Genomic DNA, 13,813 nt, shown 5'->3' on the forward strand with positions numbered 1-13,813 from the left:
AACTGTGTGTATTTGCATATCTTCTACAGCATATGCAGATCGTGTCACCTCTGCTTTAAAAAAGCTGAGAAAAAACCATACAGCAGAAGCCCGGCTGTCTCTTAATAAGGTTTTACGAAAGCAACCAAAAAATGCAGGAGCTAAATATGTATATGCTTTGTATTTTTTGTACCATTATTCACCTGTACAGGCACAAGCTACCGCCTCTCTTACTACAACTTTTACAAACACTGAAATATATCTTGATTCAGCCTACGCCTATGTCCTGGAGGCATTGGTTGATTATCCGCAAACGGAACGTTCTTCTCTAAAATCATGGAAGAAGGCGGGTATAGATCTAACCGCTATTGAGGCCAAGAAACGTGAGATAGATAGTCTTGCCTATGCCATTGCAGAAGGTAAAAATAGTATTCCAGGTTTTCAGTCATTTATAGATCGTTTTCCGGAAGCTTTGCAAAAAGCACAGGCGATAGAAAAGAGGAATGAACTAGCGTATGCGGAAGCATCCAGAATTAATACCTATAAAAGCTATAAGAAGTTTTTAGATACCTATCCGGATGCCCGTCAGGCACATGAGGCGGTAAAACTATACGATTTGCTGCTTTTTGAATTCCTGACACAGGATGATGATATTGTGTCGTATGAAAAATTCCTGGAAGTAGAGCCCAACAGTCCATACAGAGGAGAAGCCGAAAGACGCTTATTTGAACTTTCTACCTTATCTCATACCCGACAGACTTATTACGACTTTATTCAGCGGTATCCGAAGAGTCCATATGTTGAACAAGCGTGGTATTGGATTTTCTCTTTGTATAAACAGGAAGATAACCCACTTGGAAACTTCCTGACTACTTATCCCGACTTCTTTGATAAAGCATATATTGAAAAACGTATTGCCACACAACCGCTGGCGTATTTTCCTGTTTACAATGAGGAAAATGAAAAGTTTGGCTTTATTGATGCCAATGGAAAACTCCAGATAGAAGCAAAATATGATTCGGTTGATACCGAGTATTTTTGTGATGGCGTAAAGGAAAATACAATGCTGGTGTATCGGCAAAACCGATTGGGGTCTGTTGACAAGACAGGCAAAGAGATTACTGGATTTGGCTATGAGAGCATCGAGCCGCTGGAAGGTGAGTTATTACTGGTAAAGCAGGAGGGCAAGGTAGGGGTATGGCACGAATCCGGATTTGCTGTATTACCTGTTCAGTATGAAGAAGTAGATGTATTGAATGAGACATTTCTGCTGGTAAAACAGGATGGCAAGTATGGTCTGACCAACTTCTTTGGTGGAAAAGTTGCAGATACAGAGTTCGAAGAAATTAAGAATCTGGAAGATGGGTTGATTGCTTTCAAACAAAACGGGCGATATGCTATTATTCGCAACCAAAGACTTTTGTTTAAGAAGTTTCCAACACTGGAATTTTTATATGATTCAGTTGACTGGATCAGACAGGATGCACTGAAAGTAAAAATTGGAGACTATGAGAGTATTATTAACTCCGAACTACAGACTATTGTAACTCCTGTTGCGGCTCAGCTAAAACCTCTGCCTAATGCATGGATAGCTCAATATGACAAATATCAGCAACTCCTGAATAACAGAGGCAAGCTATTAGCTGATAGTTTGGATGAAGTAAGGGGGAATAACTCATTCTATGCTACCCGCAAAGGAGACTTCTGGGCAATCTGGAAAACCAATATTTCCCCTCGTCTGAAGTTTGACTATGATACGGTAATGTTATTGGGGCAAGATGGATTTGCCGTTAAGAAAGGAACTGTTTTCTACGGTTTTTTTGCCCCGGATGCATTCCTTAAACTTGGTAATTTCGTTAAAATTAGTTTACTACAATTGGAGGGACAACAGTCACGTCGTTGGATTTTGGTGGAAGATAAAGTAGGTGCACAGGGATTACTGTCAGCAAAAGGACAAGCTATTTTACCCGTTAAATACGACAAGATTGTACTATGGACACCTGACCTTATTGCTGTAGAAGCAGGAGGGAAATGGGGATTGATGGATGGCAACGGAAAACAGATTCTTCCTTTATTGTATAGTGCACTGAATTATGAGAATGGTTTTGTCAGTACACTGAAAAATGGAAAGTTTGGATTGCTGCATCTGGAAAGAGGAATCGATATTCCGCCACAGTATGAACGACTTATTAAACCGTATACAGATAACTCGCTTTTATTTGTAGCTGCCAAAAATGGAAAGTATGGATTTGTGACTGCGGACAATGAACCTGCTTCTGAATTTATTTTTGATGAGATAAATTACTGGCAATATGGAGTAGCTCTTGTAAAAAAAGGTGATCAATGGCAGTTTTATCAGATTGCAGAAAAGAAGTATACATTAAAGCCTGTAGATGCATTTGAATACATCCGGCAGGATGATAAAGAAATAATTATGCGTTTGTATGCCAACAAGCAGTATGGTATAGTTAGCAATACGCGTGGTATTGTAGTAGATCTCGAGTATGATGATCTGCGTAATGTAGGCACTAAGGAAATTCCATTCTATCTGGGCGAAAAGTATATTGATACTGCCGATGTATATCTGATATTTTACATAGACCGTGATGGCAAGAAAGTACATAAGCAATTGTTTGATCAGCAGCGATATGATCGCATTGTTTGTGATTAATACCAGCCATTCAAAAAATGTAGAAACCTGAGTTAACTCAGGTTTTTTCTTTTTTAGAAAAAGCGATTCTTTCCTGACAATTTTTTGCGACTATCTTCGTCTGTATGTGTAGATTTAAACTTTGTAGAGGGTAAGGCATTTTTAGTTGAATATACTTTTATTTTTATGGAGAATTTAGTTCCTGTTTCATATACATCCAATCCGGCATTACGCACTATTTTACCTGATGAAAAATGGAAAGGTACTCCATTGGATGCCAAAGGGCGGTTTATAAACCATGAATTCCCTTTTTGGCCTTATTTGAAGGATGTATTGAAATGGCAAGTAGAACACAATCCCTATAAAGAAATAAAAAAACAGGAGCGGTGGCAGCTTCCCGTCAGAAAGAGTAATTCGTTTCTGACCTCATCTGACGATGTGATTGTATGGTTGGGACACGCTACTTTTTTTATTCGTATCAATGGAGTTAGCCTACTGACAGATCCTGTTTTTGGAAATGCAGGTCCTGTAAAACGCAAAGCTGCACTACCAGTTGCAGCTTTGGATATCAAAGGATTGGATTATGTATTGATTTCCCATAACCATCGTGATCATTGTGATAAACCTAGTTTAAAAATAGTAGCCTCACAAAATCCTCAGACTACTTATCTGACCGGGTTACGGATGAAGGGTTTATTACAAGACTTTACCAAAAGTACACAGATTCAGGAAGCAGGTTGGTATCAGCAATACATTACAGATAACTCAAAAATTAAAGTTTACTATTTGCCATCCAGACACTGGGCCAGACGTGGATTGACAGATACAAACACTCAACTTTGGGGAGCATACATAATTGAAGCAGGAGGGAAGACAATTTATTTTAGTGGTGACACTGGGTATGGAAGCCATTTAAAACAGGTAGGTGAGCTATTTCCTCAAATAGATTATTGTATCATAGGAGTAGGAGCTTTTGCCCCCAGGTGGTTTATGGGCTCTAATCATATAGCCCCGGATGATGCAGTGAAGGGTTTTTACGAAATGAAAGCCAAGAATATGATCCCTATGCATTATGGTACATTTGATCTGTCTGATGAACCATTAAGTGAACCACAGCGCATGCTTATTGATCTTAAAGAAAAGGGTAAAATTAATGGTGAATTAAAGTTACTGGATATTGGAGAGGTTTTGCCAATTGGATAATTGTTTCTCTATGCGAGATTTGGTAAAGGTAAAGAGAAAGTAAAGGTAGTGCCTTGATTAAGTTCACTGGAAACCCAGATTTGCCCTCCATGTTTTTCTACAAACCCTTTGCAAAGTTCAAGGCCTATGCCTGAGCCTTTCTCTCCATGGGTACCATACGTAGTAAAGTTGGTGTGTTTTTGAAAAAGTTTTTCCAGGTTTTGGGGACTTATGCCTACTCCATGGTCCTTCACAGAAAATAGTATCATACTATCTTGTTGGCTGGCTGTTAAAATAATTTCTCCGCCTGATTTAGAGAACTTGATAGCATTGGACAACAGATTCCGGAGTATTACCTTAAGCATAGATTCATCTGTAAAGGCAACTAGATCTGGGGCAATCTGGTTCGTAATCACAATATTCTTTGCTAGTATCTGATATTGATTGTGTTCTAAAATGGATTTTGCAATATGCAATACAGTACAAAGCCCCGGTTCAAATGATACTTTCTGAAACTGACTCTGAGCCCAGAGTAAAAGATCTTCCAGTAAGTCTTTTGCATTGACCGAACAAAGCTGAGATAGGGATAACAGTTCTTGTAAATCAGGAGCTAGTGATTCATTAGAGGAAAGTGAAAACTCCAGAAGTGTATTAATTTTTCCGATTAATCCCCGTAAATCATGTGCAATGACAGAAAACAGTTTATCCTTTTGTAAGTTTGAAGCTACTAGTTCATCTAACAACAGATTTATTTTTTGTTCTCTTTTCTTAAGCTGAGAAATATCCTGAATAAAAGACCATACGTATTCTTCCCCTTTCCGGTTTTTTATAATGATTCCAGCCATTAATACTGCAATCCGTTCGCTGGATTTGGTAATATACTCTTTCTCATATGGTCCATATTGTCCTGTTTCTCCGGCAAGTATAATCTGAGCTTTATCGCTATCTTCATATTCGGGAGGCGTCAGGTCTATAAACGTCATACTTTTGAGCTCTTCCCTGGAGTAGCCAGTACTTTCTGCAAAGGCATTGTTAAATTCTACATACCTCCCTGTTGAAGGTTCTGTTAATACCATGCCTACAGGAGACAGATTGAACATAGTTCGAAATTTCTCTTCATTCTCTTTTATCTGTTCTTCTGTTTGTTTGCGGGATGTAATATCTTCTGTAAAAAGTAGAATTCCACCTACTTGTCCTTCTAAAGTATACCAGGGACGAGCCTCCCAGCGCATCCAAACAGCTGTTCCGTCTTCGCGTAAAATGTATTCTTCTTCACTGGATTCTACATTTCCTGCCAGACAACTGTCATGGCTAGTTCGGTGCATTTCGGCTATAAATGGAAGTAACTGATAATGATTTTGTCCCAGATAATTCTCTGGATCCAATCCATAATAAATTAACCAACGTTCACTGGCTGCCAGATAATCTAACTGGGTATCCAGCATAGCCAATGAAGAAGGTGATTGACTAATGAATAATTGTAGTTGGGTTTTGCTTTGCTGCAACAGTCTTTCTGCTTCTTTCCGGTCTGTAATATCCCGAGCTATGGCGTATATCTTCTCATTTTTAGTCACAGAGGTCCATTCTAACCACAAATACTGACCATCTTTTGTGCGGTATCGATTGGTAAAATGCAGGGTTGGTATACCAAGATTCAACGTTTGCAGTTCTGCCTGTGTAGATTCCAGATCATCGGGATGAATGAGCTCCAGAAATGGAATAGCTAGAACCTCTTCTTTGGAAAACCCAAGCATTTTAGTAAATGCCGGGCTCACCTGAATAAAATATCCTTCAAAGTTTGCAATGTTAAGTGCGTCAACAGAAATTTCAAAATAGGTTTGTAGTTCTTCCTGTACTTTTTTCTGCTCCTGAATATTTTGAGTGGCACCTCGCAGACCTGTTATCTTTCCTGTATTGTCAAATATGGGTTTGCCGAGAGTTCGTACCCAAATAATATCTCCTTTGCCAGTGATAATCTGAAATTCTTCATTCCATGGCTTGCCAGTTTCTATGGCTTCTTTTACCTTTTGTTGTATCAAGGAGGTATAAGGTGGAATAAAACGACTCAGAACCTGGTCTAATGTAGGTGTAAAATCGTCTGGCATTTGCCAGATATCATACAATGCCTGTGACCAACGAAGCGATTGAGTTGCAAGATCATACTCCCAACCTCCTGCTTTGGACATTTTAGAAACTTCCTGTAATAGGAATTCACTTTCAGCCAGTTCCAGTTGCAGCAACTTCTTCTCTGTGATATCAATAATAGAGCCACACATCTGAATGGGCTTGTTCTGGTTGTTAAACAGTGCTTTACCAGATGTTTCAAACCAATAATATGTACTATCCTTATGCTTTAGACGAATTTCCAGTTTATATGGAGAGGCTGTTTCCAGATGTAGTTTGATAGCTTTCTCAACCTGCTCTTTATCTTCAGGATGAAGGAGTACATTCATGAACGTGTCGTAGGAAGGAATAACATCACTTTCCTGATAACCCAATAATTGATAAAATTTAGTTGACCACCAGGTTTTCCCGCTTTCCATATCCCATTCCCATATACCGGCATCAATACCATCTACAATCAACTCTAATCTTTGATTACTTTTTTTAACCTCTTCCTGTATTTTCATCAAGGAGGATATATCGAAATATATACCTGTAAATAGAGTAGGTTTACCCTGAGTATCCCACTTGGCTATCTGACCTTTACTTAGGACATGCATAATGGACCCATCTTTATGCCGAAAGCGTAGTGTGGCTTCATACGGAATTTTGCCATCACTATGAAGATAATTGGTCAAAGATTCCTGAGCTACTTCCAGATCTTCCTGAAAAACCAGCTGCCTCCAGTGATTGGATAGTTCGTTGGAATCCGTGATTTCATAACCTAACTTTTTATAAAAGTAAGGATCTACAAAAACGTGGTTTGTCAGTATATGCCATTCCCAATAATCTGGAATAGTATTTACAAGAATTGGGAATAAGTTTTGGGTGTCAGAATTCATCATTCGTGGATAGAGCTTACCCGACAGAGTTGTAGAGATGCAGATCTTGTATGGATACAGAAAAAAAGGTGCTCATATAGGACTATTCAAATAAACGAAAAAAAAATGAAAAAGCAATACGTTGACTTTCAAATATAAAAAGAAGAAATGAGGGTGGTTGGCTTAGATGAGAATAGGACTTTATCCTGAATAAAGTGTAGGAGTGATGTAGATAATTAACAGTAGAAAATATTCACAGAAAAATGTATAGGACGCTTTCCACTGTTAAAATATCAACACAGCTAAATTAAGAAACTTACTTTTTATTGTTTTCTATAACAGAAATGTCAGAAGCCTATGTCTATGACGAGTGGCTGTATAATGATATCTCCCAACTGAAGACGATACACTGTGCGAAACCCAAGTTCCAGCTGAGGTAATAAACGCATAAAGTTGAAATCGGCAGATATATCTACTCCTATAGAAGTCAACTCTGCACTTGCATTGCCAGTGGATAGACGTCCATAATCGGCAAAGAGATTGCCTTTAATCCGCTGTATATAGAACCATCTGCCTAATGTCCAGTCAGGATAAAAGATAGGAAAACGATAATCAGCATATACGCCAGTATAATAGGTTGAGTTTGTATAAGATTGTCCTCTTACAAAGACGATAGGAGCTGCAAACCGATAGTTTTGACGTGTGGCACTCACATCTTCGTATTTGAAATTACCTCTGAGTAAGAATCCATGATGTTTGGCTAGTCCTGGAAAGAATAAACCACCCTGGACTGTATATTGAGTTCCTGTAAAATCACTGCCTGGCAATGTGTGACGGTATTGTGAGGTAAGTGTTTGTCCCCATCTGGGAAATACATCCCGTAAGGCTTGTTTGCGCAATCTGTTATATTGTAGCGCATATCGCATATCATATAAAGATCCATTGCTTTGTTCGCTATAAGATCGGGCTGTAAAATCATAATCTGTTACTTTTGTATAGCCACTATAAACAGATAGCACCAGACTTTCTCTAAATTTTGAGCGAGTAAATGTGAGCGGTAAACGAACACCTCCGGAGATGCTGGTTTCTCTCCATATATCTGTACGAGTACTATCCAAAGGTAATTTACGATCTACATACCCGGTTCCACTTCGACTTCCGCTGGATACATTTAAATCCAGTACAGGATATAAGCCCTGATAGCTAATATTTCCTATATAACTAGCTGTTCGTTGATTGGCATCATATCCAATTCCTGTTTGAATGGCTGTAGTACTTAAAATATCCTGAGACGAAATACCGACAAAAAAGTCACTGCCAGTACTGTTTACCACAGGTCCCCAGCTATAAGGATTAATCAGATTGGCTAGTTTGCTGTATGGCTTTATGGTATAAGAATCATGGCTGGTCATTCTTAACAGGTTTTTCTCTCCTTCCTGTAGAAGTAGTGGGCGATAGAAGGAAACTGTACGATTTGCTAGGTCCTCCAATGGTTGCCAGGAAGAAGGGTCGTTCTGCATGGTAGCAATACGAAACCCGTTTGGTGTAAAGTCATTGAACGCAATTTCTTTGCCATCAGGAGAGATTGTTGCATTGTATGCTCCAAACTTTCGGGAAGTGACCTGATACTTTTTACCTGTAGGAGCATGAAGTGCATAAATATTGTCAATACCTGTAAAAGGTGAATTATAATAAATATACTCACCATGTTTAACAGGATGCGACACGTTTTCATCTCCAAATGGAAATGATTGTTTTGTTCTGTTCTTTAGATCAAATAATACAATACTTTTACTATTTTCCTGAAGAATGACAGACGTAATATAATTACCATCCGAAGAAAATCGTGGTAGTTGAAAAAGAGGGTGCTCGGAGGCATTAAATCCCTCATTCAACCATTGAGATAAATCCGTTTGAACTATTTGACCAGTTTGTGTATCCAATAATTGTAAAGAAGACTGGTTTTGAGCAGTGTATTCTACTGCAAGTATGGTTTTCCCATCAGGTGAAAGCGAAGGTGCAAACAATTTCGTTCTGCGCGTAATTCTACGAATTTTTTGTGAAGACAGATCATACAATTTGATTACAGCATAGTCTCTCATATTCCAGCGGGGATCAAACCCATGTTCTGTCCATACAATCTTGCTATCAGCTACAGATAACATACCATTGGATGGATTGGATGCATGGCTGGTAAATTCTACAATACCAGGAGTAAACAATTTCTCTTCTATTGCTTTTCCATTTTCCATTTTTTTCAGAGAAACATATGTTTCTATATCTCCAATTCCTGATTTACGGCATACAATAGTGGTATTGTCCAGATATTGAGGAAACTCGTAATTCGTCATTACTTTGTTACGGGCAGTAGGCAGGAGAGTGGCTTGTGTCTCATTGAGCTGGTTTAGTTGATTACGCCATAACCCTGCCAGTTCTTTAGCGGCTTCGTGATACAGTTGTTCCACCTTCATTCCTGTTTCTTTACGGATAGCTCCTGAGAATGAAAAGGGTTCAAGAGGGAATTTATAATGACGCGTAAGTATTTTACCCCAGGCATCTCCTTCATAATGGCGTCTTAAATAAGAGGATAGAAAGTATCCAGATACATAGTGATTGGGTATATAATCTTTATATGAACGACAGGTTGCTTTTGAATACGAAAATTCGCTGCCTGTAAGTAACCGGGTTCGAAATTCGAGGTCAAAACGTGGAATACGACCTCGACCACCCGATGTTAAGGCTGTTTCAGTACTCACAGCATCTCCTTCCCAGAACCAGTTGGGTACGGTAAGACTAATAACTCCCAATGCATTGTTTCCAAATATCCAGTAAGCTCCTTTGGTAAACCCAGTGAGCATCTTATCATATTGTACCACATGCCGAAATTCATGTACTGACAGGAGACCCAGCCAGTTATTGGTTCCGGCTAGGGTTGGGTCCTGAGGTGGTGTTGTGAAAAATTCAGAGTGCCGCGGAAACATAGTAACAAAACCATTGGAGATAGTAGTCTGGTTTTGCAATACAACGGATAGCTTTCGGGGTTGCTTTCCTAGTGTGTGAGATACCGATGCGTAATTGGTCTGTAGTAGATTGGCTGTATATTGAGCTATACTATCTAATCCTCTGGGATAGATAATACGGAAACGAGGTGTTTGTAGCTGATTCCATCGAATACTGGTTGGATTCTGTTCCAGGATAGAAAAAGTTTGTGCATGTAAACTGAGCAAAAACCAGAAAAATAAAGCAGACAGACAAATAGGTTTCATTAGAAATGAAGGATAAATCTTGGATGCAAAGGCAATGAATAGGATAAACTAATACATTGTTAGAATAGATGTACGAAAATGAGGCTTGGGAAACGTATGTGAATAGACTATACTTAATATTCGTCTTTATCAATTTTAGCACTTTGCTTAAAAGAAGCGATTTTCCCTGTTTGCGTTTGCGCAAGACCTTTAATATCAATATCCTTACCCTCTATAGTGGTTACTGTAATGCCTACCTTAGATGAATTAGATTGACTGTAATATTCTGAGTATACAGTATATTCTGTTCCTTTATTGGAAAATGAAAGCCAGTTAAGATCTTTTGCATCTGTTTCTTTACCACCTGTTCTCTGATAATAGCGAAAGGTAAATTTTTTCCAACTGGATTCATCCAACTGCTCCGGATATTGTAATTCGGTTTTAGCAGTTGTCCCAAATCTATATACCAGGTATTTATCTGACTTCTCTTTGCAGAGTGACACGGTCTTTTTGTTAGTCATCTGGAAGGAATATACATTGGTTTCATTTGCTGTACACAAACAATTGCAGGGTTGCTGAGCAACAGCAGTTAGACACAAGCATGTGCAAATGAAGAAAAGACAAAATTTCATAGAATGGTATAGTAAAACTTTGTGAGTGAGTTTCTTGAAGTTCATGTTTCCGGCTCGTTAGTAGCAAAACTATCTGTTTTTGGGAAAAAGAAAAACCTCTGGCCACCGGCAGAGGTTTTGTAAGGATAAAGAGTGTAATCTGATGTTTAAGCTGTCTTTTTTTGTGGCAGGTTCTTTAGGCATATACTTTTAGTATTTTCCCTGTTATTGCACCTTCTGTACTGCGTATATAGGCGTTTACGACTTTATTCATCGGTACAGGATCAATTCCGGGAAAACTTGCTCCATAACGTTCTACAGAGTCTTCTACTAATCCGGGACTTACCACATTGATACGTATGCCTCGTGTTAGTTCCAGTGATGCAGCTAGCACAAAGCTATTGATGCCTCCATTGAGCATAGCCACGCAAGACGAATTACGTACGGGTTCTTCAGATAAGATTCCGGATGTTAAGGTAATTGATCCAGTGTCATTCAGATAATGTTGTCCAATCAATACAACATTGATCTGACCCATAAGTTTGTTTCTAATACCACTATACACATTTTCCTCTGTCATGGTCTCCAGTTTGCCATAGTATCCTGTTCCGGCTGTGCAGATACAGGCATCCAGTGAACCTATTTGTTTGAAACCTGCTTCAATCGATTGTGCAGAGGTAATATCCATCTGAATGTCCCCACTGGTGCGACCTGCAGTGATAATTTCGTGTTTTGTCGATAATGCCTGAGCTACTTTCTTGCCAATAGTGCCATTTGCACCAATAATCAGAATTTTCATATTGTTTTACGTTTAAGGTTTCTGCAAAATTATAGTGCACTGAACAAACCCTGATAACGCAAAAAGCTCAAAGAATTGCCTGATTGGTTCGATTCTGAGCTGGGGTAAAGCCATAGTGCTTTTTAAAAATCCGGATAAAGTGAGACACACTTTCAAATCCACAGGCAAAAGCTGTTTCTGAGACATTATGGCTGGTATTGTCTAATAATACACGGGCATGAGCCAGACGTTGCTGATTAATCCATTTCTTTGGAGAGGAATGATAATGTGCCTGAAAGTCGCGCTTAAATGATGCCAGGCTTCTGCCTGAGAGACTAGCTAACTCTTCAAGCGTGACCGGATGGAACAGGTATTGCTGCATAACATACTCCAATTCCAACGGTACCTTGTCGGTAATAGATCTTATAAAAGATAATACAGAATCTTTATGTGCTCCAAGACTCAGCAGCATAAAAAGCTCCTGAACTTTCATTTGCAGTAATTGATCAATATGTGGATAGGGACGTTTGAAATATGCCATATATTGCATCTTGAAACTGTTAAGCAAATCGTCGGATGGTAGTAGCAGATATTCTTTGTCCATTTTGGGAAGGGTGGCAGAGAGTGGATTTTCATATAAGAATTCATTCAAAAGCTTATCAGTAAAATAAACCACCAGTGCTTCGTAGTTGATACCTTGTGGCACATAATCTGACATCGCATATATCCCTCTTTTTAATAACAAAATAGTTCCTGGTTCAACTACAAGTGTTTCTTCCGGAAAATGCAGGAGCTTTTGACCTTGCAGAACAAACAATAACGAATGCTCTTTTATGAAGTAAGTGCGTTTGTGCTGAGCTTTCTGAACAATATATTTGGCAAAATAGGTATCACCAGCCATAAGGAAGGTAGAATTTTCATTTGTTTCCTGTGGACTTCTTGTCAACATTGCATAAAGGGAATAAAACAAAATAATAACCCAAAGATACTGAGAGGTACAAAGCTTCTCAAATGAGATGAAGTATCTTTGCTAATACTTACTATACATTATATGAAGCATGAAGCGCTTTTGAGGCATATCCGTCGATATGTAGAGTTAAACGAAGAAGAGCAGGATTTGATTGGTGTATATAGTAGCATACAGGAGTTCCGAAAGAAAGATTTTCTATTACATCTGGACCAGATATGTTCAGCTCATTTTTTTGTAGCAAAAGGTTGTTTAAGAGCTTTTCTAATCAATGAAAAAGGTCAGGAACAAATAACTCAGTTTGCTATTGAAAACTGGTGGATTACCAACTATGATAGCCTGGACAACCAAATACCTTCTTCATTAGCTATTCAGGCAGTTGAAAATACAGAGGTGATTCGCATACATAAGAATGATTATGAGATGTTATTGCATAAGATTCCTAAGCTTGAACGCTATTTTCGTCTTGTATTGCAGAAAGCTTATGGAGCATCTCAGCGACGGATACAATACATTTACACACTCTCAGGAGAAGAACGATATCATCATTTCAATGAATCGTTTCCTGAATTCGTTCAGCGAATACCACAATACATGCTGGCCTCTTACCTAGGATTTACGCCTGAATTTTTAAGTAAAATACGTGCAAAGAAAATCTAGGTATCTTCATTTCTTGAACTAGATTAATTTTTTTCAGCTCGAACTAAGGCACTTTTGTGATGTATTGAATTACTCACCAACTAAACATCACATAGTATGAACACCCGAATCAAAATAAATACTGTAGAGCCTGAGGCTTACAACGTTATGTTTGCTTTTGAAAAATACCTATCTACTACAGAGATACCAAAGTTACATAGAGAACTTATTAAAATCCGGGCTTCACAAATCAATGGCTGTGCCTATTGTATAGATCTGCACACCAGAGATGCCCGTAAAGCTGGGGAAACAGAACAACGAATTTATGCTTTATCTGCCTGGCGTGAAACACCCTTCTTTAGTGAAGAAGAACGTGCTATACTGGCATTAACTGAAGAAGTTACCTTGATTCAGGGACGTGTATCCGATAAAACCTATGCAGAAGCAGCACGCTTTTTTGATGAGCAGTATCTGGCTCAACTAATAATGGCTATTATCGCAATTAATGCTTGGAACCGAATTGGTATTGCCACAGAATTAACACCTTCTATCAGGGAATAATAGATTTGATGAGATTTCTAGTTTATATTCATAATCCCTTGTAAATCTGTTGTATTTACAAGGGATTGTAATGCTGAATCATACCTTTTAAAGTAAATCTTTCAATTTCTGGTGTCCTTTAAAAAATAGATATGCAGATTGATTATCTGTAACTTTTCTGTGTGATGGCTGATCCGATTGTATAGCAAAATGGGTAAAAAAGATCTTTGAGAAAAGC

The 13,813-nt window shown here is 38.6% G+C and carries 9 protein-coding genes; 4 read left to right on the forward strand and 5 right to left on the reverse strand.

All coding sequences use genetic code 11. From position 1 onward, the window contains the following. The first annotated feature begins 4 nt into the window (after positions 1-4). On the forward strand, positions 5-2,650 hold the full coding sequence (locus tag QNI22_RS00560; protein WP_314508648.1) for a WG repeat-containing protein: 2,646 nt from the start codon (positions 5-7) through the stop codon (positions 2,648-2,650). A 165-nt stretch (positions 2,651-2,815) separates the two neighbouring features. Further along, entirely contained in the window at positions 2,816-3,832 is a 1,017-nt protein-coding gene (locus tag QNI22_RS00565) for an MBL fold metallo-hydrolase (protein WP_314508649.1), read from the forward strand. Between the two features lie 8 nt (positions 3,833-3,840). On the opposite strand, the gene QNI22_RS00570 is transcribed toward QNI22_RS00565, so the two are convergent. From QNI22_RS00570 to QNI22_RS00590, 5 genes are all read right to left on the reverse strand, one after another. After that, positions 3,841-6,819 carry a PAS domain-containing sensor histidine kinase gene (locus tag QNI22_RS00570; protein WP_314508650.1) on the reverse strand — a complete coding sequence of 993 codons (2,979 nt, stop codon included), beginning with the start codon at positions 6,817-6,819 and terminating at the stop codon, positions 3,841-3,843. A 323-nt stretch (positions 6,820-7,142) separates the two neighbouring features. Next, the gene (locus tag QNI22_RS00575) at positions 7,143-10,061 is read right to left on the reverse strand and encodes a hypothetical protein (RefSeq protein ID WP_314508651.1); all 2,919 of its coding nucleotides are present in this window, start codon (positions 10,059-10,061) and stop codon (positions 7,143-7,145) included. 113 nt (positions 10,062-10,174) lie between these two features. Beyond that, positions 10,175-10,600 carry a hypothetical protein gene (locus QNI22_RS00580; RefSeq protein ID WP_314508652.1) on the reverse strand — a complete coding sequence of 142 codons (426 nt, stop codon included), beginning with the start codon at positions 10,598-10,600 and terminating at the stop codon, positions 10,175-10,177. A 247-nt stretch (positions 10,601-10,847) separates the two neighbouring features. Next, positions 10,848-11,450, reverse strand: coding sequence for a short chain dehydrogenase (locus QNI22_RS00585; protein ID WP_314508653.1), 603 nt, complete (start codon positions 11,448-11,450; stop codon positions 10,848-10,850). Positions 11,451-11,517: 67 nt separating this feature from the next. Continuing rightward, positions 11,518-12,378, reverse strand: coding sequence for an AraC family transcriptional regulator (locus QNI22_RS00590; RefSeq protein WP_314508654.1), 861 nt, complete (start codon positions 12,376-12,378; stop codon positions 11,518-11,520). 102 nt (positions 12,379-12,480) lie between these two features. On the opposite strand from QNI22_RS00590, the gene QNI22_RS00595 reads away from it, so the two are divergent. Together QNI22_RS00595 and QNI22_RS00600 are read left to right on the forward strand one after the other, a co-directional pair. Beyond that, positions 12,481-13,056 carry a Crp/Fnr family transcriptional regulator gene (locus tag QNI22_RS00595; protein ID WP_313985999.1) on the forward strand — a complete coding sequence of 192 codons (576 nt, stop codon included), beginning with the start codon at positions 12,481-12,483 and terminating at the stop codon, positions 13,054-13,056. Positions 13,057-13,152: 96 nt separating this feature from the next. After that, positions 13,153-13,596, forward strand: a complete 444-nt coding sequence (locus QNI22_RS00600; protein ID WP_314508655.1) for a carboxymuconolactone decarboxylase family protein — start codon at positions 13,153-13,155, stop codon at positions 13,594-13,596. Positions 13,597-13,813 lie beyond the last annotated feature (217 nt).

Source organism: Xanthocytophaga agilis, from assembly GCF_030068605.1.
Lineage (GTDB): Bacteria > Bacteroidota > Bacteroidia > Cytophagales > 172606-1 > Xanthocytophaga > Xanthocytophaga agilis.

Bases quoted from the DNA above. Each gene is read 5' to 3' on its own strand.
- QNI22_RS00570 (WP_314508650.1), bottom strand. From the start codon at position 6,819: ATGATGAATTCTGACACCCAAAACTTATTCCCAATTCTTGTAAATACT.
- QNI22_RS00565 (WP_314508649.1), top strand. From the start codon at position 2,816: ATGGAGAATTTAGTTCCTGTTTCATATACATCCAATCCGGCATTACGC.
- QNI22_RS00595 (WP_313985999.1), top strand. From the start codon at position 12,481: ATGAAGCATGAAGCGCTTTTGAGGCATATCCGTCGATATGTAGAGTTA.
- QNI22_RS00600 (WP_314508655.1), top strand. From the start codon at position 13,153: ATGAACACCCGAATCAAAATAAATACTGTAGAGCCTGAGGCTTACAAC.
- QNI22_RS00575 (WP_314508651.1), bottom strand. From the start codon at position 10,061: ATGAAACCTATTTGTCTGTCTGCTTTATTTTTCTGGTTTTTGCTCAGT.
- QNI22_RS00590 (WP_314508654.1), bottom strand. From the start codon at position 12,378: ATGTTGACAAGAAGTCCACAGGAAACAAATGAAAATTCTACCTTCCTT.
- QNI22_RS00585 (WP_314508653.1), bottom strand. From the start codon at position 11,450: ATGAAAATTCTGATTATTGGTGCAAATGGCACTATTGGCAAGAAAGTA.